This window comes from Bradyrhizobium sp. 215_C5_N1_1 (assembly GCF_052075935.1).
GTDB lineage: Bacteria > Pseudomonadota > Alphaproteobacteria > Rhizobiales > Xanthobacteraceae > Bradyrhizobium > Bradyrhizobium barranii.
In genome coordinates this window covers 2,275,862-2,296,614 of sequence record NZ_CP197228.1, presented here as the reverse complement: position 1 = coordinate 2,296,614, position 20,753 = coordinate 2,275,862, and the positions used below count along the sequence as shown (strand labels likewise).

Genomic DNA, 20,753 nt, shown 5'->3' with positions numbered 1-20,753 from the left:
TGCTGCAATCTGTCACCCACCTCGTCACAGATCGACCGGGCAGTCTGATGATCGATGTGGTCCGATATTCTGCTGGTCGGTTCCATATCGCGACCTTTCGATTAGGCCCCACGATTAACTCAAGTTACAGGGATGCGAAATTGTTTCGCGCACCTTCGAAGAATGCCGATGGCTTCATTGAATGGAACGAAGACACTGTGCGTCAGGCCGATTGCCATTGTCAGCGCTGATACCTGCAACCCGCCGAATTAGTGAAACTCTTGGGGCGCGACTTTCAACACTCAGAATGTCCGTTCCGGTTCGCAAGCGGCCATCACGACCAAGCAGCACGGCGTCCGCTGCAAGCTCACAAGCTGACGCTAGTGAGCACCGCCCCGCCTACGCCGTCCGCAGCATCGGCGACGGCGGCTGCGAAGGCCGGATCAGCCGCGAACGCAACCTGGTTGCTGGCAAGACCGAGAGCCACGGCGATGCGCCAAGCCATGGTGTAGGAGCCAAGCGCGTCGTACAGCACTAGAGCAGAAGTAGATGTAGGTAGGAGGACGTTGATACCTGAACCAGGCTAACGAAGACCGTCTTGCCTTTTTCGGCGACGAAGTTCGCAACGCAAAACACTTGACACCGATCCCCGTCATTCTAATTTTTTGGCGGGATGATCCCAGCAATTGAAGGATAATCGAAGACGATCAAGAGCGACGACCATGATCGACGAGAACCTCGCCCGCTTGCGTGCCCATCGCAACAACATCACCCGTTATCGCAGCCTGCTCGGGACCAGATTGTCGGATATCGAGGGTCAGTTCATCACGCGACGACTGTCTGAAGAGATGGCCGCGCTTCAACGCCTAACTCAGCCCGAGCCCCTAATCTATGTTTCAGAGCCTTCCGCGCCGGGGATTTCGGCAAGAGACATCGGCACGGTGGCCGGTCGTGGGAAACGGACGCTTCGATTGTGAAGCGTGCGGGCGGTCCCTTCATAGATGGTGGAGCCGATACGACTTTACAGATTGGAAAGGGCCGCTCGACCCGTAAGGCCTCACCGGGTTACCGCACCTCGTCGGCCCCGCTAAAATGCGCCCATGACCGAACTCGGATTAGAGCCGGAGGTGATCCACTCACAGCCTAGGCGGAAAACCGCTGAACAACCTAACCTACTGATTGGGCCAGCGATTGTGAGCCCCACGACGTGCATCAACTGTGACGATCACGGCTGGGTACCGGGACAGAACATCACCCTGATCAGATTTGGGCGACACAATCAATGAAGGTTGGCCCGAACGCTTCTTGCAATGCGCGCGAATGCGATCGGCCTTCAAAGAATCAAAAAGAAATAGGAGCCAGTGAGCCCTTCTCACGTTGTCGCACTTGCAGCGATCGTTCTTGCCGCTGGCTTTACGCCGGTCATAGCTCAACAGAGCTCGCCATCGCAAAACCTGCAAAACGAAGCCGATAAAGGCATCAAGACTCACAACTCCGGTGCGTCGGGCTACGTCGGTGAACAGGACAGGCCAGGTTCCGCGGCGCAAGCGCCGGGCAGCAACTCCGGTCGCGCCGATTCCACGGCGACGGCGCCTAGCGCTCAGAATTCCGGGACCGGAATTGCCGGAGCACCTGGTAGCGAAAGCGGTCCCTCTCCCGCCGGTACCGTGGGTCAGAACATGTCGACCCAGCAACAGGACTCATCCAACGTCAAAGGTCTGCCGGGAAACAAGAGCGGCCCGCCCGCCAAACGTTGACGGCTCGTTGCTCGAAGGCGCGTGGCGTAATCGCCACGCGCCCTGATTGCTCTTATACCGGCAAATTATCGGTCATGCCGGGCGGAAGTTCATCTGCTTGCGACCGTTCCGCCAGAAGCTGTTTCTCGGCTTCAAACCAGAAGGCCTCCATGTCCCCGTTTGGCTCGCCCGCTGCACGCCAAAGCTCGTAGGCACGAATACGAATGTCTTCCTGACTTAAGTTTGGCATCGGTCGCTCCTCCTATTGCGCAAACCTTGCTCTAAAAGTTCTCGCGATCGATCTTCAGTGCCGCCGGAAAACGTATCGACGCTTAAGCCTTGCGGTTGTCGTCCGAGCGGCATACTCGATGCGATCTATGTCGGCGTTATCGGCCGCAGTAACGTCCAAACGCCAATTCATGTCGTTCGGATAACCTTCGTCGCATTCGATTTCGACCGCGATGACTAATTCGCCCCCCGGAAAGCTCCGGATCTCCCGCAGTGCTATCAGCTCCAGATCCTTCCTTGACACGCTGATCATTGCGAGGCTCCGCCGGCCATTTCCTCCGACAATATGTTGTGTTATTGCCTCGTTCCTAAAGCGTGAGACGAACAGCATGCCGTCTTGTCGCACACGTCAGGCACAGCAGACCCCCTCAGTTCTGGAGGAACCAGGCTCTCCGCGGTTCATTGTCGCTCGAGGAGGACGCCATGACTGACACGCCATCCCAAACCCAAACCTCAACTTTCGCTGCCGCCAACGAAACGGTCCGCGAGGTCGCACGCGATGTCCGCGAGGGGCTCGGCGACGGCAAGCCGCCTGGCCAGTGGAAGGCTATCGTCAGCGACCTAACGCGCGAGGCTCCGCTCGCATCGCTCGGAATCGCCTTCCTGATTGGATATGTATTGGCGCGCCGTTGATCGCTCTCCGCTCTTGGCGTCGAGGAGGAGGAACGTGCGGCCCTTCGAAGCCGAGGCCGCAGCCAACGGCAAGAACGCCGAATGCGTCAAAGCGCGCTGGCCAATATCCACGATAACCGCGGCACAGCCGCGACGCTGCTCGCTGAGGCCGGCGCAGAGATCGCCGAGGCGCTATGCTGGAGCGTCGACAAGGCGCAGAAGGTGATCGATCTCTACCTCGCCAGACGTGGCGTGCTGGCGGCCAATGCAATGCAATTTCGAGATCGAAAGACTGCACCACCGGAGTAGAAGCCAAGCAGCGGCTGCTGGAGGCGAATATGATCTGCGCCTTCAGTTTTGCGGCTTCTACGGCGTGATGCGTCGCAGCGATGGCTGCCTGGTGCGCTGCGTCTAAACACTCTTGGAACCACCCATCGGACCATCGGTATGCATTCACCTTTGTTCTGCACGTGGATGCGCGTGCAGGAACACAGGCCGATGAGTTCGCATTGTCCATCAGTTTCATTTGTGCGTGAGGCCGATCATGCAAGTTCTTTGTAGAATGATCGCGATTGCAACAATCCCAGCTTGGATGGCGATCTACTCAACTCCTGCTGTCGGACAAAACTTCGATGACAGGTGGTCCATCATTCCAAGAGCTCACGCGGAGCCAGCTCCTGAAGGAAGCGACCAGACAAAGAAGGACGAAACGCAAACGCAACCTTCGACCACACAGCAAACGCAACCTCAGACTTCGGAAGAGCCCTCGAAAGATCGTTCAAGAGCTCAATCTCAGAATCGAGTCTTCTCCGGCACGGCCTCCTACTATTCTTATGCCAAAGGCAAGACAGCGAGCGGTTCATCGTTTGATCGTAATCGGCTAACAGCAGCGCACCGCCGCCTGCCCTTCGGTACCAAGTTGCGCGTCACCCACGGAAGCCGAAGCGTCATCGTCATAGTCAATGACCGCGGTCCGTTCGTCCGCGGTCGTGTCCTCGACCTTTCGTTGGCCGCGGCGCGGAGCTTGGGTATTACGGATCGTGGCGTGGCTCAGGTTCATGCGGAGGTGTTGTGAACATTCGACCACTCGAGGAGTATCGGACAGATCGCTTGTGCAGATAGATAGGTGACGAGGATCGCTGACGCTTCGCCTTCTCCGACTGCGCGGGTTGCTCGATAAGGGTCATAGGAAAAAAGGAAATCAACTGCTCGGCGGGCGACAGCCGGGCCGTCCCTCGCTGGGCAGCGCGAGTCTCGCTCGCGGTTCGCACGAGTTTCCAACCGCCGCTGCCACGAACAGCCAGCGAACAAGATTGTAAACCGGATGGAAACGGGCGGACCGACGTAAACCGGCCGCCCGAAAAAGGCTTTGAAATTATTGATGAATTTGGTCGGAGCGAGAGGATTTGAACCTCCGACCCCTAGTCTCCCAGATGCAAGTATAGCTTTGTTTTTGCTGAAATTTTTTGGCAACTCTGGATTTTTCCCGTCATTGAAATGACTACGCTTTCCATTTCGCATGGCAACCATTTGTTCGCGACGCGCGTTTCGCGAGACCTAGTAGCCGCTATCCATGTGGTCGGTACGAAAACTCGGCTGTGCGCATGCCCATTTTTTGCAAGAGATCAGGAAAAGCCCGATGCCAGTGCTTGCGACCTTCAGGCTCTGCAGAATAGCGCAGTGACTGACCCAGCGCGTAAGCCGCTACGTCTGCCATATCCAAAAGACCGGCCTGGTCCTCGGGCAGCTTTACGGATCTCGGGTCAATGCGCGTGAAGTGGCTCGCTTGCATTCGATTGACGGGCCCCCAATCCACTTGGGTAGCATCAGGATCGAACGCCAACCGATAGTATCGGGACCATCGGCGCGCGCGCCGGCGTGCCCGTGCACGCTGATCAATGGGGTTGGTCGATCGGTTTCTATCCCGGCATGGAGCCAGGCACATGGCGGAGTGGCATAGCCGCCACTCGAAGCCGCGCGCGAGGCTTTCGAGACCGCATGGTCGGAACTACAGCCGAGCATTCCCGACAATGCCTTCGCCGAATGGCGCCACGATCGCGACTGGCGGGCCGAGGTTGCGGCCAAGCGGGCGCGGGGCGAGAAGCTCGACAGCGAAATCCGGAGCACGCTGATGCGCTGCGTCTGCGGCACCACATTCGACAGCTGGAAGCCGGCGGAGAGCTACCAGCACCGCGCACACATCACCGCCGCGCGGGCGGCCAATGGGATACGCCGATGAAGCACACCGAAGAACGACCCTATGCTGACCCGGAAGCGGCCGCGCGCAAGCTCGTCGAGCTCGCAGCGAGCGTCGACCCTGTCCAGGACGGCCGGATCTATATCGAGAGGATCAACGCGCCCTTCTTGTTCAAGCTGGAGGGCAGCGGCAGCGAATTCGGCGCCGGGCTCAAACACGCGATCGAGCGCGGCTGGCTCCAGATGCACGAGAGCGGAACTTACGTGCGCTTGCTAGGCTCGGGCGGCCTACTCACTCAATAGATCAGGGTAAAGGACAACCAGCCCGAGAGAAGCGCGCAAAAACCAATTCCCACATAAGGCAATGCAAGGCGCATCGGGTATTCCCTCCGAGACGCGAAATATGCCGTCAGTCTTTCATGGCGGTCGGCCGACGACAACGAATCTGAAGTTGTATCCTTGCGCTTCTTGCGCCGCGCGCCACCTGCAGCATGAAAGAGGCCGCCAACTGAGGCGGCCTGCCTTAATGCCTGCTGATCGGCTCAAATCTATCGAGCCTGGTTGCGCCTTCCCAAAGCTCTACCGTGTACCCGTCTACAAGCAATTTGGCTCGCTCCCTAGCCTCCGCCTCATCGTGTACCTCAAGGTCAACTCGGAGCGTTATGTGCCCCTCATCATCGATTATGTATGCGCGAAACTCTCGCATGACTCCGCCCAAAACACCGCCTCGTTCCGAAGCAGGAACGCTATCGAAATTAGGCGACAATTTCAAACTAGGCCACTGAGCCCGGAAACCGGCTAATGAACAAAAATGAGGTACAGGAGGGCTGCCGCCAGCAGGACGCCCAAAACCGTATTGGCATTGGGACCCATCTTCGAATCCTCTGCCCGTGGAGGCCCCAGCATCGGGCCGGGGGGCGTAATGATGCTGGGGCTTCCGGACAGGCTTCTGTCTCGTGGGACCGAGACCGTCACCGCATAACACAAGCCGGGCGCGACATAGACGTTCCCAGCCAAGTTCTAAATCTCCCCTGCGTGTGGCTGTTTCACACAGCGCGCGCTCGGCCGATCGGGGTCCAGCTGGTGCTACCCCTGCACCGTTGACGTTTTGCGCCGCGGGGATTCTGCCGAGCCAGGAACATCGTGGTTTTTGCCAAGTTTTCCCGACGCCCTCGGGCTCGCCGAAGGTAACCTCTAGGCCCCGGCTCATCCCCATTTGAGCTGGGGCCCTTTTTTGGGAATTGTATAGGCGCCCGCACGACGAAAAGCTTCGCAAGAGTTCCTTCACCTTGATCTAGGGATACGGCCGGTGGGCAATAGCGGGAGATCGCTTCGCATGGAAGATGGCGCTCAGCCGTTACCTCGGATGCGAGATACATGAAAATGTCAGGCATAACTTTCGTTGTTTACAATCCGCCCCAGCTGGGGCTCCCGTACCTTGCCGTGATGATTGCACCGAACGGCGAAGTCGTAGCGGTGCCATTCGAAACTCCAGCAGAGGCCGAAAACCACAACATTGAGATCGCTGCCAAGACTACGCGCTATGCGCCCGCGAGCAGTCGCGAATGACGCCCGCCATCTTGGGGCCAGCCCCGCTCCAAATCCGCCATCCCCACAAACACCCCCGTGGTGCGGCTGAATCTTTTCGCCGCGCATCTCTTAGTGGATATCCGGGATTTTGCTGATTCGTTCCGGGCTGGAAGCCGCCGCCCGCGGTATATTTAAGTGGGCGGCGTTTTTGCTTTTCTCAGCGCCACACAACGAAACGGCCTCGCACATCGCCGGTCGTTCGGCGCAGTTGAATCAGCGCGCATTTCCGGTTGTTCCCGATCTTTAAGGCGGGCGTAAGATGTGTTCTATCCCGCCCAACACGTCTTCAATAGGAACGCTGGCGCTCGAACAGCATTTGAATCACGCTTCGGGCCAGTCCAATTCGTCCCAGAGCGCTTTGCACATCGCGACTGCGCGGCTCCAGCACGCTCGCAACCCTACCGCTGGAGCCGCCTTTTCGGCGCGCTGAGGCTTTTCCCATGCATGCACTCGTCACAATCTTCGTTCACTTTAGACAGATCGCGACTTGACTGGGGCCCATGTGAAGAATCCAAACAACAATCCAAATTGCGACAGCGGCAAGTGCCGCTACTCCGCAGGAGAGGTCCGGAGCTACCCCGACAGCCATCCTCCGCTGACCCTATGCAGAACGTGCTGGGCGCACGAGAGTGCGCGCAGGAGATTTAAGACTGGCCTGCCTGCGCTGAAGTGGGCGCCGGGCGACGGACGCGTCAGCGTTCGGTCCGCATATACGGATGAACTCAGACCTCGGTTGAAAAGAATCCGCAGCGGCATTCAAAGAAAGTGATGCTTCACCTCGCGGATGCCCAGACCTTGTTTTCGAATTTCCGAGATGCTCCAGATAAATGCGCTCAACACGATTGAAACGGCGAGCAGGAGCAAAAGGTCACGGACCATGATGTTTGCTGTTCAATCGGGGAATAAGCCCAACGTTCGTAGCCGAGCCGTTCGTGGCCAGGCTGCAACGGTCACGAATTCGAGGGCTCGCAGCCGGGTGGCGGCGCGGCTTATCGTTGCTGGACGGCTTATGAAATCACCCAGTTGATCAGGCGCCAACTGGTCCATCCGATGGCGCCGAACCACACAACCGAGGCCGCGCCGGCGACGGATAAGAACACGACTGGCAACAGATAGCCATCAGTCCATCGACGGTCGTTGACCGGCGAGGTTTGCTCAGTCCTACTAAGCAGGTCGTCCCGTCTCGGAAAGACGGACATATCGGCTGAAGAATGACTTAGAAAATCGCTCATTGATGAATGTCCGTTTAGGGGCGCGCGATCACCGAGATCTCGCTATAGTTGCTCGATCACGACCGCGGCTGACACGCGCAGAAAAGGCCCGTTCTGATCTCGCAATTCGATTTTGGTCACGCCCGGAGTGCCACGGCGCGATCCATCCAAAATCGCCTGACCTAGCAATTCCAGAGCCATCTGCGGGGCCACGCAGGTGTCCGGCAATTCGACGCCCTCGTCGTCGATGATCGTGTCGGCATCACTGAGAATGTCGAAATAGATGGTGGGCATGCGGCGGAAAGAACCGGCATAAGTACTGGGGGTTCCTATTTTTCCCGGCTGCCGATTGTCTGCACGGTTGGGTGCAGACGTGGTGCTGCATGCGGGATATGCAGCCTGGAGTCACGGTTCCATCGATGCGACTGAACAAGCACCGCCATCGAAGGAACACCTCAGACAGGATATATCAGCCTGATAGCCAAGACGGTCGTAAACGCGCCAAGGGCGATGACAGCAATTTTGAAATGAAGATCCTTATCCAAGCCACTTGCCTCCACTCACTCAGCGGCGTCAGCCCCTGGCCACTGGCAAACCGGAAAAACCCGGCGGCCCTTGGAGGAGACCGCCGGGCTGATCCGCCGATCACACCACTTCAATGGCTGACAGGCTGAATAAATGGCGCTGGCTCGTCTGTCCGAATCCCGACAAACCGTCTCGGTTTAGTCGGACGTGTGGCCGACAAGCCACGTCCCCAGCTTGCACTCCCCCTGCCTGGCTGCAGCCGCTTGTAGCTCAGTGGTAGAGCGGCTGACCTGTAATCAGTGTGTTGCCGGTTCGAGTCCGGCCACGGGCGCCAGCAAGCCATCGCGCAGGAACATCGTGGCTAGTGCCAAGTTTTCCCGACGCCCTCGGGCTCGCCGAAGGTAACCTCTAGGCCCCGGCTCATCGCCATTTGAGCTGGGGCCCTTTTCTTCCGGGACAAGGATCTCAAGGGGAAGACAAGAGCAGGCGAATATTTGAATCGTCGCTGGCTCGCTGCCAGAGTTGGCGGAGCGGACTCGGCCTACCCCCTTGATCCCTCCGGAGCCGGGGCCGTTCTCTTCGCCTTTGTAGTATCGGAGTAGCGTATGCGTTCCTCGATCTCGCCAGCCGACCGCCTCGACCGCGACATCTATCTGGTGCGTGAAGACTTCGGCGCGCGCGCCGGTTGCGCCTGGCGGGAAACGGATGAGGCTGACACTGACCTCGAGGGCGTTCTGCAAAATCTCCTGTCCGGCCAGTACGCCTATCCGCTCCGAATTGTATCTTTCAATGCCGTCGAGGGGTGGTCGCGGGATGCGACTTCAAACAAACAAAAAGTCATTCGCCGTCATCAAGTCGGTGAAGTTTGCAAGCGTTACCTGATCAGCTCCCGCCATGATAATGGTGCTAGTTCCGCTCTGGGTGATGACAAGGTCACCAAACGAGTGCACACCCGCAACGTCAATGAAAGCGATCCTATCATCCTGGCATTGGCTGAAATCTTGGATGAGATTGTTGGCTCCAACAGTCATTAGACCATTGTCCTTGAATACAAACGTATCGGAACCTCCATGAGCATTGCCGCTCAGTTCACCATCTCCCCACATCTCATTGCTGACTGTGCAACCTTGCCCAGCCGTCCCCGCGTATAGGACATCGCTGCCGCCCTTAGCACGACCTGAAATTTGCGCCGCATCGCCCCATAAGAAGTTGTCGACCCGGCCGCTGTCAACGGCGTGGCCCCCGAAGATAAGATCATCGCCTCCTTGGGTCGCCCCGCCCATGACTTGCGCGTCTCCATAGAGCTGGTTCACAACATCCGTCACCGAACTGTCGCCGCCGCTGAGACTGTCATTACCTCCGCTGGTAGCGTCGAGCATCGTAACAGCATCGCCAACGGCGAAGTTCTTGGTACCCAGCAACGTCGCAAGGTCGTTCCCGCCTTGCGCATGGCCGGACATTGTGGCGCCGGCGTCCCCGTAAAAAGACACCGTGGAGCCGCCCTCGTTTATGAAAGTATCGTTGCCACCCTTGGCAAAGCCGGAGATGTCACCGCCGGCATCGCCATAGAAGGTCTTTGACATGATCGCCCCACCGGAGCCCGTGAAACGGTCGTCGCCTCCCTCAGCATGGCCGGACATGTTGCCTCCGGCATCACCGTAGAACACCTGCGTTGCGAACAAGGCCCCGTTGAAGGTGTCGTTGCCACCTTTGCTGTGGCCGGTCATGTCACCGCCGGCATCCCCGTAGAATGTGTTGCCTGAGTCCGTTCTGGCGGTGAATGAGTCATCGCCGCCCTGGGCGTGACCGGACATGTTGCTTCCGCTATCACCAAAAAAGATGTTTCCAGCCTGCCTAGAGCCCTGAAAGCTGTCGTCCCCGCCCTTGCTATGGCCAGACATGTCGCCGCCCGCGTCACCGTAAAAGGTGTGGGTGCCGCCCTGTACCGTCTGAGTTATGAAACTGTCATCGCCGCCCTGAGCATGACCCGACATGGTGCCGCCAGCGTCGCCGAAGAACGTATTGATTTGCTGTCTGCCGGTACCACTCAAGAAGGTATCGTTGCCGCCCTTACTTTGGTCCGACATGTCGGCACCCGCGTCGCCGTAGGCAGTGACACTGGTCGCGGTGAGTCCGTTAAAAATGTCATCGCCGCCCTGAGCAGAATCGAAAATACTGCCGACCACGTCCCCATAGAATGTGTAGTTGGAAGGTCCGATTTCATCGAAAGTGTCGTTCCCTCCCTTCGAGAAGTCGAACATGCTGCCACCAGCATCACCGAACGAGGTCGGTGCGCCTGGGGTGCCTATCAGGTTGTCGTCGGTGCCGAATTGATGATTGACCAGGTCACCCGGGGTAAGCGGAACAGGCTGCCTGCGCATCGGAAGTCCTCCTCGGCTGCATCCAATACAATCTTAGGCTGTTTCGTCAGGCCAGCGAACCAACTATAAGTGGGTACATCCTTTAAGCCATCCCGTCCTAGAGGCCGAAGACGTCGCGTCTCGCTTCATCTAACCGGGATGAGGTATGGGCGGCTAGATCCGCTTTGGGTCACACGGCGACATGCCGAGATCTCGCCACGTGACAACTACATGCCGTAGCTTGCTCTTCCTGGTGCGGCTCCGAGACCCATCAATTCCCGATAGCGCAACAGCACGGCTTCGCGTAGCGCACGGCTTGAGCTCGATACGGAGCCGACTCCTAAGACGATCAGCAGCAAGCCCAGCCAGGTCACCGCCCAGCCCCTCCCCTCATCGCCGGCCCCCCTAGGGCCCATGCCCACCGGCAGAACCGGGGGCATCGAGGCAGCAGCGGCGTCACTCGCAACCGCAAGAAGCTTCTCTACGTCAACTTGGGGCGGCACGGAGAACTCCGACGTGAGCTGGTTGGTACGCCGATACAGGTCGGGTACCGCTGGTATCGGGGCCGTCGTGCTCGTTCCAAGTTCGGAAGCAGCCTCAGCTACTTTGAATTCAGGGACAGGGGGCTGAGACTGCTCGGCCGGTCTGGGCCGCAGCAACTCTGCGCGCGCGTCAACGACCGGGCTCCGCTTACGACTAGCCACGGGATCTTTAGCTATGCGAGAACGAACGGGCTTCTTCACCGTCGCAATGCCCTCAGCCAGGAACCAACATTTGCGGCAACCATCGACTCGATAGACCCAATGCTGGCCATCGGGGACCGAGTCGCCGGGCCGCGCCAAGCATTCCGCTCGCGCCGGATAGGTCGGAGCACGTGCGCGCGGAGCGATATTGAACAAGTCGTCAAGAGGGTCGGAGGACGCGGGCATCGTTGAAAGAATTCCAGCGAGAGCAAAACCAGCGAAGCAAAATCTCAAATAACCGGACATCGAAAACTCCCGGTGTATCGCCCCCACCCCCTCGACCCTTCGCGCCGACATGGGCGGCCATACGGCTCAAAACTGGCGGCGCGGATTCATTGTGTTCGTGACTAGTCCGGGTCCGAAGCAGCCGCAGCTGCGAAGTGCAGCAGCCTGCCAAATCTCTTTCGCCGCGGCACTCGGACCGTGGCTTACGACCGTGGATGAGCTGGGGATTTGGCCGATCAGTTGCCATATCCCTTTGCACGTGCGGAAGAATGCGGCCAGGGTGCGAAGGAGTGGATATCCGCAAACGTTAATGGATCGGCCTGCAGGCGCTGCTTTCCGCGTTTACTGTTCGTATGTGCGTTGCAGAGCTACTGCCGTTGGGGCATCAGCGGAGGTGAGTCCTACCCTAAGCTAGCCTGCTCAGTCCGCTTCAACCTGGGCCAGGAGCCGACTAGTTGGTAAGATTCGCGTTTGAACTCTCCCGCGCCGTCATTACTGTGACTGGATTGCCAATTGCCTTTCCCGCCGCGCGGATGGTGTCAATGAACAGCTTCGCGGCCGGGTTCAAACCAATCGGACCACCATGTCCTCTAGCTCCAAAGCTAGTATCGCCAAGAAAGCGCGCACGAAGGCTGAAGCGGATTTTGCCACCTGGCTCATGATGGCCAAGCTCGGTGGTTTCGATGACCTGCCGTCCAGCGCCCAAAGCTTTCTGACTAACTATCGAACCCGGCTCGAGACAATGAGCGAGGCCGAGTCCACGGCCCTAGCCGTTCGCGAGGTCTACAGCGCTTATTACAGCGAGATGGGAGGCGTGGGCGCGCCCCCGGAACCAAAGGCTCGCACACCAATGACAGAGGGCAAAGTCGTGCGGCTCAAGAAACGGCCTAATCAGCCCGGTCTATCGGCTGCACTGCATTCGACGAAGCCAATGATCCGAGAACCCCTTCCAGCACTGCTGATTTTCGCGAGCATGGTGGCTCTGATTGTCGCATATAGATTTCTGGCGCAGTAACACTGCCCGCGGATTGTGGGGACGAAGTGCCGCTCACAGTAACCGCGGACATCGCTGCACTTCGCATTTATGCCAAAGGCGGAAGTGATCCCGACTCGCGGCGTCGCGAAACGGCGATTGTGCGACACATTGAGAATGCGGCCGCCGCGCCGGCCCCTCCCCATTTTGGCTGCGGGGGCGAGCCACGTCCTCGTGTGCCGTCGGAGACGGGCAATGACCATAAGAACCTTTTGCACGCTCGCCGCCGCCATCTTTGCCTTGAGCGCGCTTTTGCAGTTGATCCGGATTGTGATGGATGGTCCGTCACCTTGAATGGCGTCGATGTGCCGTTTTGGGTGAGCTGGATTGCCGTCACCGTGGCGGGCGCGTTGAGCTTCGTCGGTTTCCGCGCCGCCATGCGCAGCTAATTGCTGGCAGAGCCCACCCGGGCCGATCTGTCGCCGGGCAGCGGAGCCACTTCCCTACTCGCGGATATCGAGCCGTCGTGCTCTACCGCGACAGCGGCTTAGTGCAATTCGCGTCGGTTTGGCATACCTGCATCCATGTCCGGTCTTCCCCGAACAGCCGACGCCGAAGTGATGGGTACGCTTCGACGCTAAGGGCCAAAGTCGGACTCAGGCGGCTACTAGGATGGGCTGTCCGAGTCTACCGGAACCGTGAAGTGAAAAATGGCGCCGCGGCCTTTATCGGCGGTCACCCATACTTGTCCTTCATGCGCCTCGATGATCGACCGGCAGATTGACAGCCCCATGCCCATGCCATCCGTTTTGGTCGTGAACATCGGGTTGAATATCCGATCCACGGCGCCGCCGGGCTCTAGACCTTCCCCCGTGTCTTCTACCGATACCATCACGTATCTGGAGTGATGGACTTCAGACCTTATGGATAGGACCCGCTCCCCATTCTTCGTGGCCATGGAGTCAATTGCGTTCGTAATCAAATTCACCAGCACTTGCTGGAGCTGAACCTGTTCGCCTCTTATCCGCGGCAGCCGTTTGTTAACGTCGGCTTGAACGGCGACCCGATGTCTCCGCAATTGGTCACGGACGACGGCCAGAGCTTCCTGGATGACATCGTCGATATCGAGCGAAGTCCGGGTCCGTGCACCCGTCTTGAAATGCACCCGGATATTTTCGATCACGGCGTCCGCACGGTGTCCGGTGGTCACGACGCGCCGAAATGCATTCCTGGCACTATCGAGGTCAGGCTCGACACGATCAAGCCAGTGCAATCCCGCGTTGGCACTGGCTATGATCGCCGTTAATGGCTGTTTGATTTCGTGGGCAATTGAAGCCGAGACGGCGTCGCCGGTCATCAGCCGCGCCTCACGTTCGCGACGTTGCGCCAGGACCGCGCCGAGCAGCTGCGCGTGAAGCGTCGTTATCTCATACAGCAGGACAAAGAGTACAAGAATGCTGGACACGAACCCGAAGACCCGGCCAGCATACCAGCCGGCGCTGAACCGGGCAAAACCGGGAAACGAGACCAGATAGATCTCAAATGCATATGCGCAAACAACCACCATCAGCCACAGATCGAGCACCGAACGCTGGCGCATCCAGAGCAAAGTGAGCGCAACTGCGTTCCACAGGATTAGACAACTGGCAATATAGAGCGCGAGGGTAGAAAAATGGACCGGGTCGAGCATGATGCGGGGCAAGTATGCCTCACCCACTGTGACAAGAACTGTCACGGCACACACAACGGCTGACGTCATCGCAACACTCGAAAGAATCGTCGCGCCCACTGAGCCCTCCCACAATCGCTTGGGCGGATCGGCAACCTTCAAAAGGGTATATGCGATGACGAACGTAGGAAAACCGGCGTACCTCAGAGCGTTGAGCCAATCCGTGCTCTGTAGCCCCGCGCCAAGCAGGCCAACTGGCGCGAACGCCCCTGGAAAGACCAGCATCCAGGGGACAAGCATGAGCCCCGTGAAGAGATACCCGGTTGAGATTGCGAGGAGGGCACTCGAACGCAGGGTGGCGAACTGGTTGAACAGCAGGACCGCGGTGATCATGTCATTCACGAACATCGCCGTGCCGTAGGCCGGGACGAAGCTATCGATCCGCGCCAGCTGGACGTTCGAGAGCGCCCCTGCCAAGATTAAGACGACGCCCAGGAAAGCGAGCATGACCGCAAGGGCAAGCCGTTTCTGCGCCCGGCCGGGCGGTAAGGTCGCAAGGGCGAAAGACTGATCCTCCGGGATAATGACGGCGGGCTTCATCATCGGAGCGAATCTTCCTAGCGGCTGGAACGCGCGGCACGAAGCTGCCCTGAGTTTCGTCTGGACGGAGCGTATGTTTTCGAGACGATGTTTTCAACTTGCCGAAGACGCGCTTGCAGGGTTTCGCCTGCTGCTAGTCCGGACCGGGCGGCACTTAAAGGTCCGCTTCGGGTCAAAATGCGAAGAACTCAGAGTGAGCAAAGTCAGTCCGCTCTACTCCACCAAGCGGACCTCAATGAAAGGTGTCGCCACTTCGCTGATGGGCCAAGGGCTGACTCATCCAATGCAGCAAACGGCACTCTTACTTGATCACCTCATCGATATCAGGATCACTCGCCTCCGTTCCCGGCATGGTGAGCGCAGAGTGCATGGCGTAGACCGCAATTGCCGCTATGAGACCCGTGACAAAGAGCCCGAGGAAGCCAATTCCTATCGCAAGTGCGCGCGTCAACGTCTGCCTCGGGACGAGATCACCGTAACCAATTGTAAGGCCGGTAATGAAAGTAAAATAGACTGCATCCCCGAGAGACCAGCCCTCAACAAAACCAGTCAGCAAGCCCAGGGCAAGCTGAATCGCCAGAATTGCCGACAACACCGGCCACGTCACGTGAATGGCATGACCAAGCGCCAAGAAAAAGCGCCGCTGCAACGTTTTCGGTGTTGGTCGGTTCATGTCGGGGCGATCTCCGCAAATGCCGCGCTGCAGAAGTGGCGCAGCTCATCAACGGATCGACACAAAATTTAGTTCGGGCACTTCGCGGTTAGAAGCTCCGTGTCCCGATTGCTGCTGTGGACCCTCACGTACTACCGCCCATCTGATCGCGCCGATTTGTCAGGGCCGCTGGCGCTCGCGAGAAACACGTCGTGCTTGGGAAACTTCTCGAATAATTCCGACGGTTGGGCGAAATTGACGGCGAGCACGTCAGCGGGGTTGCCGGCAATCCACTGCGACAGATTGATCGTCTCGTAAGTGCCGGCGTTGAACCCAATCAGGATGCGCGCAGGCGTATTGCCAACATTTTCGATCGAGTGCCCGTAGCCCTGCGGAATGTAGCCAACGTCGCCTTTCTCCAGCGTCTCGACGCGGAACCGTCCGTGGGAGCCGAACAGGGTGACGGACACCCGCCCGTCGATCACGTATTGCCACTCGTCCGCGTTAGGATGCCAGTGCAGCTCGCGTAACGCGCCAGGATCGAGATCGAGGATGACGCCGGTCACGGTCGTCGAGATCGGGAACCGACTGGCATCGACGCGCCACTCCCGGCCGCCCTTGTAGACCCCGTGTGGTTCCTGGGCGAGCAAACGGTATTTGTGCGTCTGCGGCGGCAGATTCACGCCTTGCAACGGGGGGGCCGGCTGTGCCGGAGCGATTGCCCCGCGGGCAAAATAGACCTCCGTCTTCGGAAACGAGTCAAACGTCGCCGCGGGCACGCCGAAGTTCTTGGCCAGAAGAGTCTTCGGCGCGTGGCCGATCCAGTCCGTGATGCTGAAGGTGCCGAACTCGGAAAAGTACCCGTTGTCGAAAATGAGAATAAAGTGGCAGGGCTGGCTACCGAGACACTGCAGCATGTGGCCGTGCCCGCGGGGAAAGTACCAGATATCGCCAGGTTCGAATTCGTTGGTCTCCGCCCGGCCCTGCGGATCGATGACCGTGGTGCGAACGCCGCCCTCGATGACGAATGCCCATTCGGCTGCTGTGGCGTGCCAATGAAGCTCGCGCATCGCGCCAGGTTCGAGCCGCATGGAGACCCCAGCAATGCCTTTGGAGATCGGCAGCTGCTTGACCGTCGCCTCCTTGCCGGAACTTTCGCCGATGACTTTTCCCTCGGATTTCTCCAGGGCGAACTTGAAGGTCGGCAGATCATCGGCCGCGAGAAGCGGATCGGGGACGTTGTTCATGAAGCTCGGATCGCCGGCCAGCGCTGGCTTTGCCGCGGCCACAGCTGCCGCAGCAAGCGCTGAGCCGATAAGAACGTCACGCCGCTGCACGTTTGACATGATGATATCTCCATGATGGCGTTGATCGTGATGTACCGACACCACGCGCCCGCTCGGGCCATTCATTGCGGCAGGTTGCCCCGACACCTGATGTCGCACTACCGAGCGACCGCGGTAAGTTGCTGGAAATATTTAGACCGCTCGCGGGCCGGCGCCCCGAATGCCTTGCCTCCTTTTGATGCAATGTTACAACTGGTCAAAACCACCGTACAGCGGTGTTAGTGTCAGCTTCGGGTCAGAAGCGGCCCATCACGACCAGGCAGCGCGACGTCCGCTCTAGACTCCCAAGCGGCCGCACATAAGGACAAACCCCTAGGCCACCTGCAGCACCGACGGGGCCCCGCGCGACCCCGTTTTTATTTGCGGCCGATGGTCGTAGCCTCCACGTCCATGATCGCAGCCTTGGACGAGGGACATGTCGGTGGCTATTCGGTCGCTTATGGCCGCGACGATACTTATTTCCCGGTCTACGTCACGGCGGCGCTGGCCGCGATCTTCTGCACGGCCGCGCTTCTCACCGGCGCGCTCTACTGGCTTGCGCTCGCGGCGCTCGCGGCCGGGTTTACCTACTACAACATTCCGCTGCTCGAGACCGGCCGGCCCACAATCGGCGCGAACCAATACGGCATCTTCATCCAGGCCTTCGGCCTGATCCGGTGGCGCGCCATCGAGCGCATCGATCTTGTCGAGATCGCCGAGCGCGCCATGACGGTGCACGAACTCCAGATCGTGCTGAACGCACCGCTCAGCAGCGCGCTGGTGGCCGACTGGCGCAAGCAGCCGTTCTGGCGCTGGTTGATGCGCCTGCCCTGGCGGATGAGCCACACCAACATGGTGCGGATCAATGTCGAGCCGTTCGATCAGCCGCCGGACATGATCCATCGCACCTTCCTGCGGATGTGGCGCTACTACCGCAGCTAGCGACCACGCATGCATCACGTCCTCAGCACGAGGTGTGCGTAGGCCTCAGCCCTCATGCCGTAGGTCCATGCGACCGCTTCGCGCGCCGTGCGCAGATTGGCCGGCACCTGGAGGAAGAAATGCCTGCGCGTGCCGTCCGGCTCGGGCGTGGCGTTGACGACCTCCACGGCCGCCCAGGCGTCCGCGGCAAGCCAGTTGCGGCGCCACAGGATTCCGGTCTCGTCCTCGGCCACACAGGTGGCGCCGCCGAGCGCGACGTAACGTTCCGGCGTCATGATCTCGATCATGCAGCGGCGGACCTGGACGTCGACTTGCTCGTCGATCGCAGCGAGCGTGATCCGGTCCCGATGTTCGATGATCCAGCGGGGCACCTCCACCCCGCGCCAGGCCCAGATCGACCAGCCGTCGGGATAACGCAGTGCCGGACCGCTGGCGTGATGCAGCCGGTCGCGCGCGTCACCGCACATGAGGTTCGGTCGCTCCGCGAGCCAGCAGGTGTGCTCGTGCGGCTGTAGCCAGCCCACGCTCGTCGCGAGCTGCATCAGGCCGCGCAGCGGCTCCGTCTCTGCGTGCAGACCAAGGACCTCGCGGAGATAGTCATAAGCGCCAAGCCACGACAGATCGTGCGGCCCCGCTGCGCAGGTCGAAAAGCCCCGCGGAGCAGCGAGCGCCTGTAACACGCCGGAGAACGACAGGCCGGTTCGGCGCAGCTGGCCCAGCATGGACAGATTTTGCTCCGGCACGCTGCGTATCACCGCGTCGGCCGCAGCGGCGACCAGCAGGTCGGCGGGATTGACTGCGCTGTCGACCGCGGCAAGCACCTTCCGGTGAACCCGCGCTTCAGCCTGCGAAGCTATGCGCCGGCGCAGGCGATCGAGGAGACGAAAGCGCACATTGCCGCCGTCGCCCTGCGGCATCCGGCCGGCAAGCCCGGACAGCGCCAGCGGGCTGTCGCACCATACGATGCGGGCCGGCGGCTCCAGTCCTGCGGCCTCATAGGCAAGACGCACGCCCTGCTCCGGGGTGTCGCGATCGGCAGGCGCCGTTGAGCGTCGGATGGCTCTCCACCGCGCGCGGTAATCGCCCAACGCCGCCATCTGCCCCGCAGACAGCGCCTGCTCAGTCGGCGAGGACGCGCGCATCCCGAGGCCCCAGTTCACGCTGGCGGCGCACCCGATAGGTCCCTCGCGGCAGCGTCAGCGGCGCATGCTCCTGATGCGTCACCCGCGCATAGGCCGAGGCGATCTGGAGATGCCCGAGATAGAGCCCGGCCGGAATGTCGCGCGCCAGATCGTCGTCGCGAAACAGCGTCACGCGCTCGCGGATCGCATGACAATGTCCCGTGGCCTCGCCCTCCAGCAGGACCAGAGGCGCACCTTCGGCGATTTCGGCGAGCGTTCCCGATGGCGCTACATCGGGTACCCGCTCGATCAGCAGGTCACCTTGCGCAAAAATCTCGGTCATCGTGCCTTCTCCCGTGCCGGCGCATCCGCGGGGAACGCGGATGGCCGGATTCGTTCAACATTGCCGTCGGCGATCTAGTGCACGACCTCGCCATGCAGTGCGAGGTCGAGACCGTCGCGCTCCATATCCTCCGACACCCGCAAACCGATAAACAGCTTGATCACGTACAGGATGATCAGGCTGACGACGGCATCGTAGACAAAGACCGTGGCGACGCCGATGCACTGGTTGATGAACTGGCCCGGGTTTCCCTCCAGAGCCCCCGCGGTGCCGCCATATTGCTCGACGGCGAAGACGCCGGTGAGCAATGCGCCGACGATGCCGCCGACGGCGTGGACGCCGAAGCAATCGAGCGCGTCGTCATAGCTGAACATGTTCTTGAGCCCGGTGCATCCCCAGTAGCAGAGGACGCCGGCCGCGATGCCGATCACGAAGGCGCCGATCGGGCCGACGAAACCGGACGCGGGCGTGATGGCGACGAGGCCTGCCACCGCGCCCGAGCAGATGCCGACGACCGTCGGCTTGCCCTTGAGCGACCACTCAACCAGCATCCAGGTGAAGCCGGCGACCGCGGTCGCGATCTGCGTCACCAGCATTGCCATGCCGGCCTGCATGCCTGCCGTCACCGCGGAGCCCGCGTTGAAGCCGAACCAGCCGACCCACAGCAGCGAGGCGCCGATGAAAGTCAGCACCATGTTGTGGGCCGGTCCCGCCTCCTTGCGCTTGCCGAGCATGATGGCGCACATCAGGCCTGCCACGCCGGCATTGATATGCACGACAGTCCCGCCGGCGAAGTCGAGCACCTTGACCCAGGCGGCGTCGTTGCCGGAGGCGAAGATGCCGTCAGGGCCCCACACCCAATGCGCGACCGGCGCGTAGACGAAGATCGCCCACAGGCCGATGAACCAGAGCATCGCGGAGAACTTCATCCGCTCGGCGAAGGCCCCTGCAATCAGCGCGGGCGTGATGATCGCGAACGTCATCTGGAAGCAGATGTAGACGCTTTCGGGGATCGTCGCCGCGAGCGGATTGGGGTTGCCGATCCCGCCCTTGCCGATGTCGCTGAGGATGTCCTTCAGGAACATGCGGTCCAGCCCGCCGATGAACGGCGTGCCGGTGCGGAAGGCCAGGCTATAGGTCAGGATCGCGAACAGAATCGTAACTAGGCAAGTCACCGCAAAACTCGTCATCACGGTGTCGCCCACGTTCTTCTTGCGCACCATACCGCCATAGAACAGCCCGAGCCCCGGGACCGTCATCATCAGCACCAGCGCAACGGAGGTGAGCATCCAGGCGGTGTCGCCGGGATTGGGCGTGCACTTCTCGAGGATCTTGCCGCCGCAGGCTGGCGGGCCCGCATCCTCCGCGAGCGCAACGTCGCCGAGGGCGAGGTAGAGCAGTGCAATTCCCAGCAACGCGACCACCAATGTCACGAGCCTTTGGCGGGTGGATGTTCTTGATTCCATCATCGTCCTCCCAAGTCGCAAGAGATGTCTTCTGGGCCCTGTTTGAGTGGAACCGCAGAGATGATCATGCGCGCCGGCGCGACGACGCCAGCGAGATCAGCTCGGATTTTCGGGACACAATGAGCGCGGCTCGGCGCGATGAGGTCGTCGAGCGTCGATGGCTGGAGACTGGCACCGACCAGCCTCATGGCTTATCG

The 20,753-nt window shown here is 60.1% G+C and carries 18 protein-coding genes and 2 pseudogenes; 9 read left to right on the top strand and 11 right to left on the bottom strand.

All coding sequences use genetic code 11. The features are described from left to right. Positions 1-378: 378 nt before the first annotated feature. Positions 379-514 (bottom strand): annotated as a pseudogene (locus AB7G19_RS10765) (MFS transporter); the annotation flags it as partial. 187 nt (positions 515-701) lie between these two features. On the opposite strand from AB7G19_RS10765, the gene AB7G19_RS10760 reads away from it, so the two are divergent. Next, positions 702-956, top strand: a complete 255-nt coding sequence (locus tag AB7G19_RS10760) for a hypothetical protein (protein ID WP_354249149.1) — start codon at positions 702-704, stop codon at positions 954-956. Between the two features lie 832 nt (positions 957-1,788). Here the strand turns inward: AB7G19_RS10760 and AB7G19_RS10755 are convergent. Both AB7G19_RS10755 and AB7G19_RS10750 read right to left on the bottom strand, forming a co-directional pair. Next, on the bottom strand, positions 1,789-1,965 hold the full coding sequence (locus tag AB7G19_RS10755; RefSeq protein WP_080669714.1) for a DUF2934 domain-containing protein: 177 nt from the start codon (positions 1,963-1,965) through the stop codon (positions 1,789-1,791). A 54-nt stretch (positions 1,966-2,019) separates the two neighbouring features. Continuing rightward, complete coding sequence (locus AB7G19_RS10750) at positions 2,020-2,256, bottom strand: hypothetical protein (RefSeq protein ID WP_245285774.1); 237 nt, start codon at positions 2,254-2,256, stop codon at positions 2,020-2,022. A 170-nt stretch (positions 2,257-2,426) separates the two neighbouring features. Here AB7G19_RS10750 and AB7G19_RS10745 point away from each other — a divergent pair, with 170 nt between their 5' ends. The 4 genes from AB7G19_RS10745 to AB7G19_RS10730 all read left to right on the top strand — a co-directional run bounded on the left by AB7G19_RS10745 (position 2,427) and on the right by AB7G19_RS10730 (position 5,114). Further along, positions 2,427-2,636 carry a hypothetical protein gene (locus AB7G19_RS10745; protein WP_028160561.1) on the top strand — a complete coding sequence of 70 codons (210 nt, stop codon included), beginning with the start codon at positions 2,427-2,429 and terminating at the stop codon, positions 2,634-2,636. Between the two features lie 81 nt (positions 2,637-2,717). Beyond that, entirely contained in the window at positions 2,718-2,924 is a 207-nt protein-coding gene (locus tag AB7G19_RS10740; RefSeq protein ID WP_028160560.1) for a hypothetical protein, read from the top strand. A 235-nt stretch (positions 2,925-3,159) separates the two neighbouring features. Beyond that, entirely contained in the window at positions 3,160-3,690 is a 531-nt protein-coding gene (locus AB7G19_RS10735) for a septal ring lytic transglycosylase RlpA family protein (protein WP_245285773.1), read from the top strand. A 1,160-nt stretch (positions 3,691-4,850) separates the two neighbouring features. Beyond that, positions 4,851-5,114, top strand: a complete 264-nt coding sequence (locus tag AB7G19_RS10730; RefSeq protein WP_028160558.1) for a hypothetical protein — start codon at positions 4,851-4,853, stop codon at positions 5,112-5,114. A 2,561-nt stretch (positions 5,115-7,675) separates the two neighbouring features. On the opposite strand, the gene AB7G19_RS10725 is transcribed toward AB7G19_RS10730, so the two are convergent. Then, positions 7,676-7,906: a DUF6894 family protein gene (locus AB7G19_RS10725; protein WP_049826547.1), complete on the bottom strand. Its 231-nt coding sequence runs from the start codon at positions 7,904-7,906 to the stop codon at positions 7,676-7,678. An 836-nt stretch (positions 7,907-8,742) separates the two neighbouring features. Here AB7G19_RS10725 and AB7G19_RS10720 point away from each other — a divergent pair. Then, a pseudogene (locus tag AB7G19_RS10720) lies at positions 8,743-8,961 on the top strand (hypothetical protein); the annotation flags it as partial. Here the strand turns inward: AB7G19_RS10720 and AB7G19_RS10715 are convergent. After that, positions 8,959-10,518, bottom strand: a complete 1,560-nt coding sequence (locus AB7G19_RS10715; protein ID WP_441267798.1) for a hypothetical protein — start codon at positions 10,516-10,518, stop codon at positions 8,959-8,961. The pseudogene AB7G19_RS10720 and the gene AB7G19_RS10715 overlap by 3 nt on opposite strands. A 1,530-nt stretch (positions 10,519-12,048) precedes the next feature. Here AB7G19_RS10715 and AB7G19_RS10710 point away from each other — a divergent pair. Beyond that, positions 12,049-12,480, top strand: a complete 432-nt coding sequence (locus AB7G19_RS10710; RefSeq protein ID WP_354248909.1) for a hypothetical protein — start codon at positions 12,049-12,051, stop codon at positions 12,478-12,480. Positions 12,481-12,506: 26 nt separating this feature from the next. After that, entirely contained in the window at positions 12,507-12,887 is a 381-nt protein-coding gene (locus tag AB7G19_RS10705) for a hypothetical protein (RefSeq protein ID WP_155256205.1), read from the top strand. 218 nt (positions 12,888-13,105) lie between these two features. On the opposite strand, the gene AB7G19_RS10700 is transcribed toward AB7G19_RS10705, so the two are convergent. The 3 genes from AB7G19_RS10700 to AB7G19_RS10690 all read right to left on the bottom strand — a co-directional run bounded on the left by AB7G19_RS10700 (position 13,106) and on the right by AB7G19_RS10690 (position 16,705). Beyond that, the gene (locus AB7G19_RS10700) at positions 13,106-14,710 is read right to left on the bottom strand and encodes an MASE4 domain-containing protein (RefSeq protein WP_259187929.1); all 1,605 of its coding nucleotides are present in this window, start codon (positions 14,708-14,710) and stop codon (positions 13,106-13,108) included. Positions 14,711-15,008: 298 nt separating this feature from the next. Further along, positions 15,009-15,380: a potassium channel family protein gene (locus tag AB7G19_RS10695; RefSeq protein ID WP_441267797.1), complete on the bottom strand. Its 372-nt coding sequence runs from the start codon at positions 15,378-15,380 to the stop codon at positions 15,009-15,011. A 131-nt stretch (positions 15,381-15,511) separates the two neighbouring features. Continuing rightward, positions 15,512-16,705, bottom strand: a complete 1,194-nt coding sequence (locus AB7G19_RS10690; protein ID WP_441267796.1) for a cupin domain-containing protein — start codon at positions 16,703-16,705, stop codon at positions 15,512-15,514. Between the two features lie 390 nt (positions 16,706-17,095). On the opposite strand from AB7G19_RS10690, the gene AB7G19_RS10685 reads away from it, so the two are divergent. Continuing rightward, positions 17,096-17,626: a hypothetical protein gene (locus tag AB7G19_RS10685; RefSeq protein ID WP_028158031.1), complete on the top strand. Its 531-nt coding sequence runs from the start codon at positions 17,096-17,098 to the stop codon at positions 17,624-17,626. A gap of 14 nt (positions 17,627-17,640) precedes the next feature. Here the strand turns inward: AB7G19_RS10685 and AB7G19_RS10680 are convergent, their stop codons facing one another. The 3 genes from AB7G19_RS10680 to AB7G19_RS10670 form a co-directional block, all read right to left on the bottom strand. Then, positions 17,641-18,636 carry a DUF6745 domain-containing protein gene (locus tag AB7G19_RS10680; RefSeq protein WP_441267795.1) on the bottom strand — a complete coding sequence of 332 codons (996 nt, stop codon included), beginning with the start codon at positions 18,634-18,636 and terminating at the stop codon, positions 17,641-17,643. Positions 18,637-18,745: 109 nt separating this feature from the next. After that, positions 18,746-19,090 carry a hypothetical protein gene (locus AB7G19_RS10675; protein ID WP_049826351.1) on the bottom strand — a complete coding sequence of 115 codons (345 nt, stop codon included), beginning with the start codon at positions 19,088-19,090 and terminating at the stop codon, positions 18,746-18,748. Between the two features lie 74 nt (positions 19,091-19,164). Next, positions 19,165-20,559, bottom strand: coding sequence for an ammonium transporter (locus AB7G19_RS10670; protein ID WP_441267794.1), 1,395 nt, complete (start codon positions 20,557-20,559; stop codon positions 19,165-19,167). Positions 20,560-20,753 lie beyond the last annotated feature (194 nt).

Bases quoted from the DNA above. Each gene is read 5' to 3' on its own strand.
- AB7G19_RS10715 (WP_441267798.1), bottom strand. From the start codon at position 10,518: ATGCGCAGGCAGCCTGTTCCGCTTACCCCGGGTGACCTGGTCAATCAT.
- AB7G19_RS10695 (WP_441267797.1), bottom strand. From the start codon at position 15,380: ATGAACCGACCAACACCGAAAACGTTGCAGCGGCGCTTTTTCTTGGCG.
- AB7G19_RS10760 (WP_354249149.1), top strand. From the start codon at position 702: ATGATCGACGAGAACCTCGCCCGCTTGCGTGCCCATCGCAACAACATC.
- AB7G19_RS10685 (WP_028158031.1), top strand. From the start codon at position 17,096: ATGATCGCAGCCTTGGACGAGGGACATGTCGGTGGCTATTCGGTCGCT.
- AB7G19_RS10735 (WP_245285773.1), top strand. From the start codon at position 3,160: ATGCAAGTTCTTTGTAGAATGATCGCGATTGCAACAATCCCAGCTTGG.
- AB7G19_RS10755 (WP_080669714.1), bottom strand. From the start codon at position 1,965: ATGCCAAACTTAAGTCAGGAAGACATTCGTATTCGTGCCTACGAGCTT.
- AB7G19_RS10710 (WP_354248909.1), top strand. From the start codon at position 12,049: ATGTCCTCTAGCTCCAAAGCTAGTATCGCCAAGAAAGCGCGCACGAAG.
- AB7G19_RS10740 (WP_028160560.1), top strand. From the start codon at position 2,718: ATGCGTCAAAGCGCGCTGGCCAATATCCACGATAACCGCGGCACAGCC.
- AB7G19_RS10750 (WP_245285774.1), bottom strand. From the start codon at position 2,256: ATGATCAGCGTGTCAAGGAAGGATCTGGAGCTGATAGCACTGCGGGAG.
- AB7G19_RS10730 (WP_028160558.1), top strand. From the start codon at position 4,851: ATGAAGCACACCGAAGAACGACCCTATGCTGACCCGGAAGCGGCCGCG.
- AB7G19_RS10700 (WP_259187929.1), bottom strand. From the start codon at position 14,710: ATGATGAAGCCCGCCGTCATTATCCCGGAGGATCAGTCTTTCGCCCTT.
- AB7G19_RS10745 (WP_028160561.1), top strand. From the start codon at position 2,427: ATGACTGACACGCCATCCCAAACCCAAACCTCAACTTTCGCTGCCGCC.
- AB7G19_RS10690 (WP_441267796.1), bottom strand. From the start codon at position 16,705: ATGTCAAACGTGCAGCGGCGTGACGTTCTTATCGGCTCAGCGCTTGCT.
- AB7G19_RS10670 (WP_441267794.1), bottom strand. From the start codon at position 20,559: ATGATGGAATCAAGAACATCCACCCGCCAAAGGCTCGTGACATTGGTG.
- AB7G19_RS10725 (WP_049826547.1), bottom strand. From the start codon at position 7,906: ATGCCCACCATCTATTTCGACATTCTCAGTGATGCCGACACGATCATC.
- AB7G19_RS10675 (WP_049826351.1), bottom strand. From the start codon at position 19,090: ATGACCGAGATTTTTGCGCAAGGTGACCTGCTGATCGAGCGGGTACCC.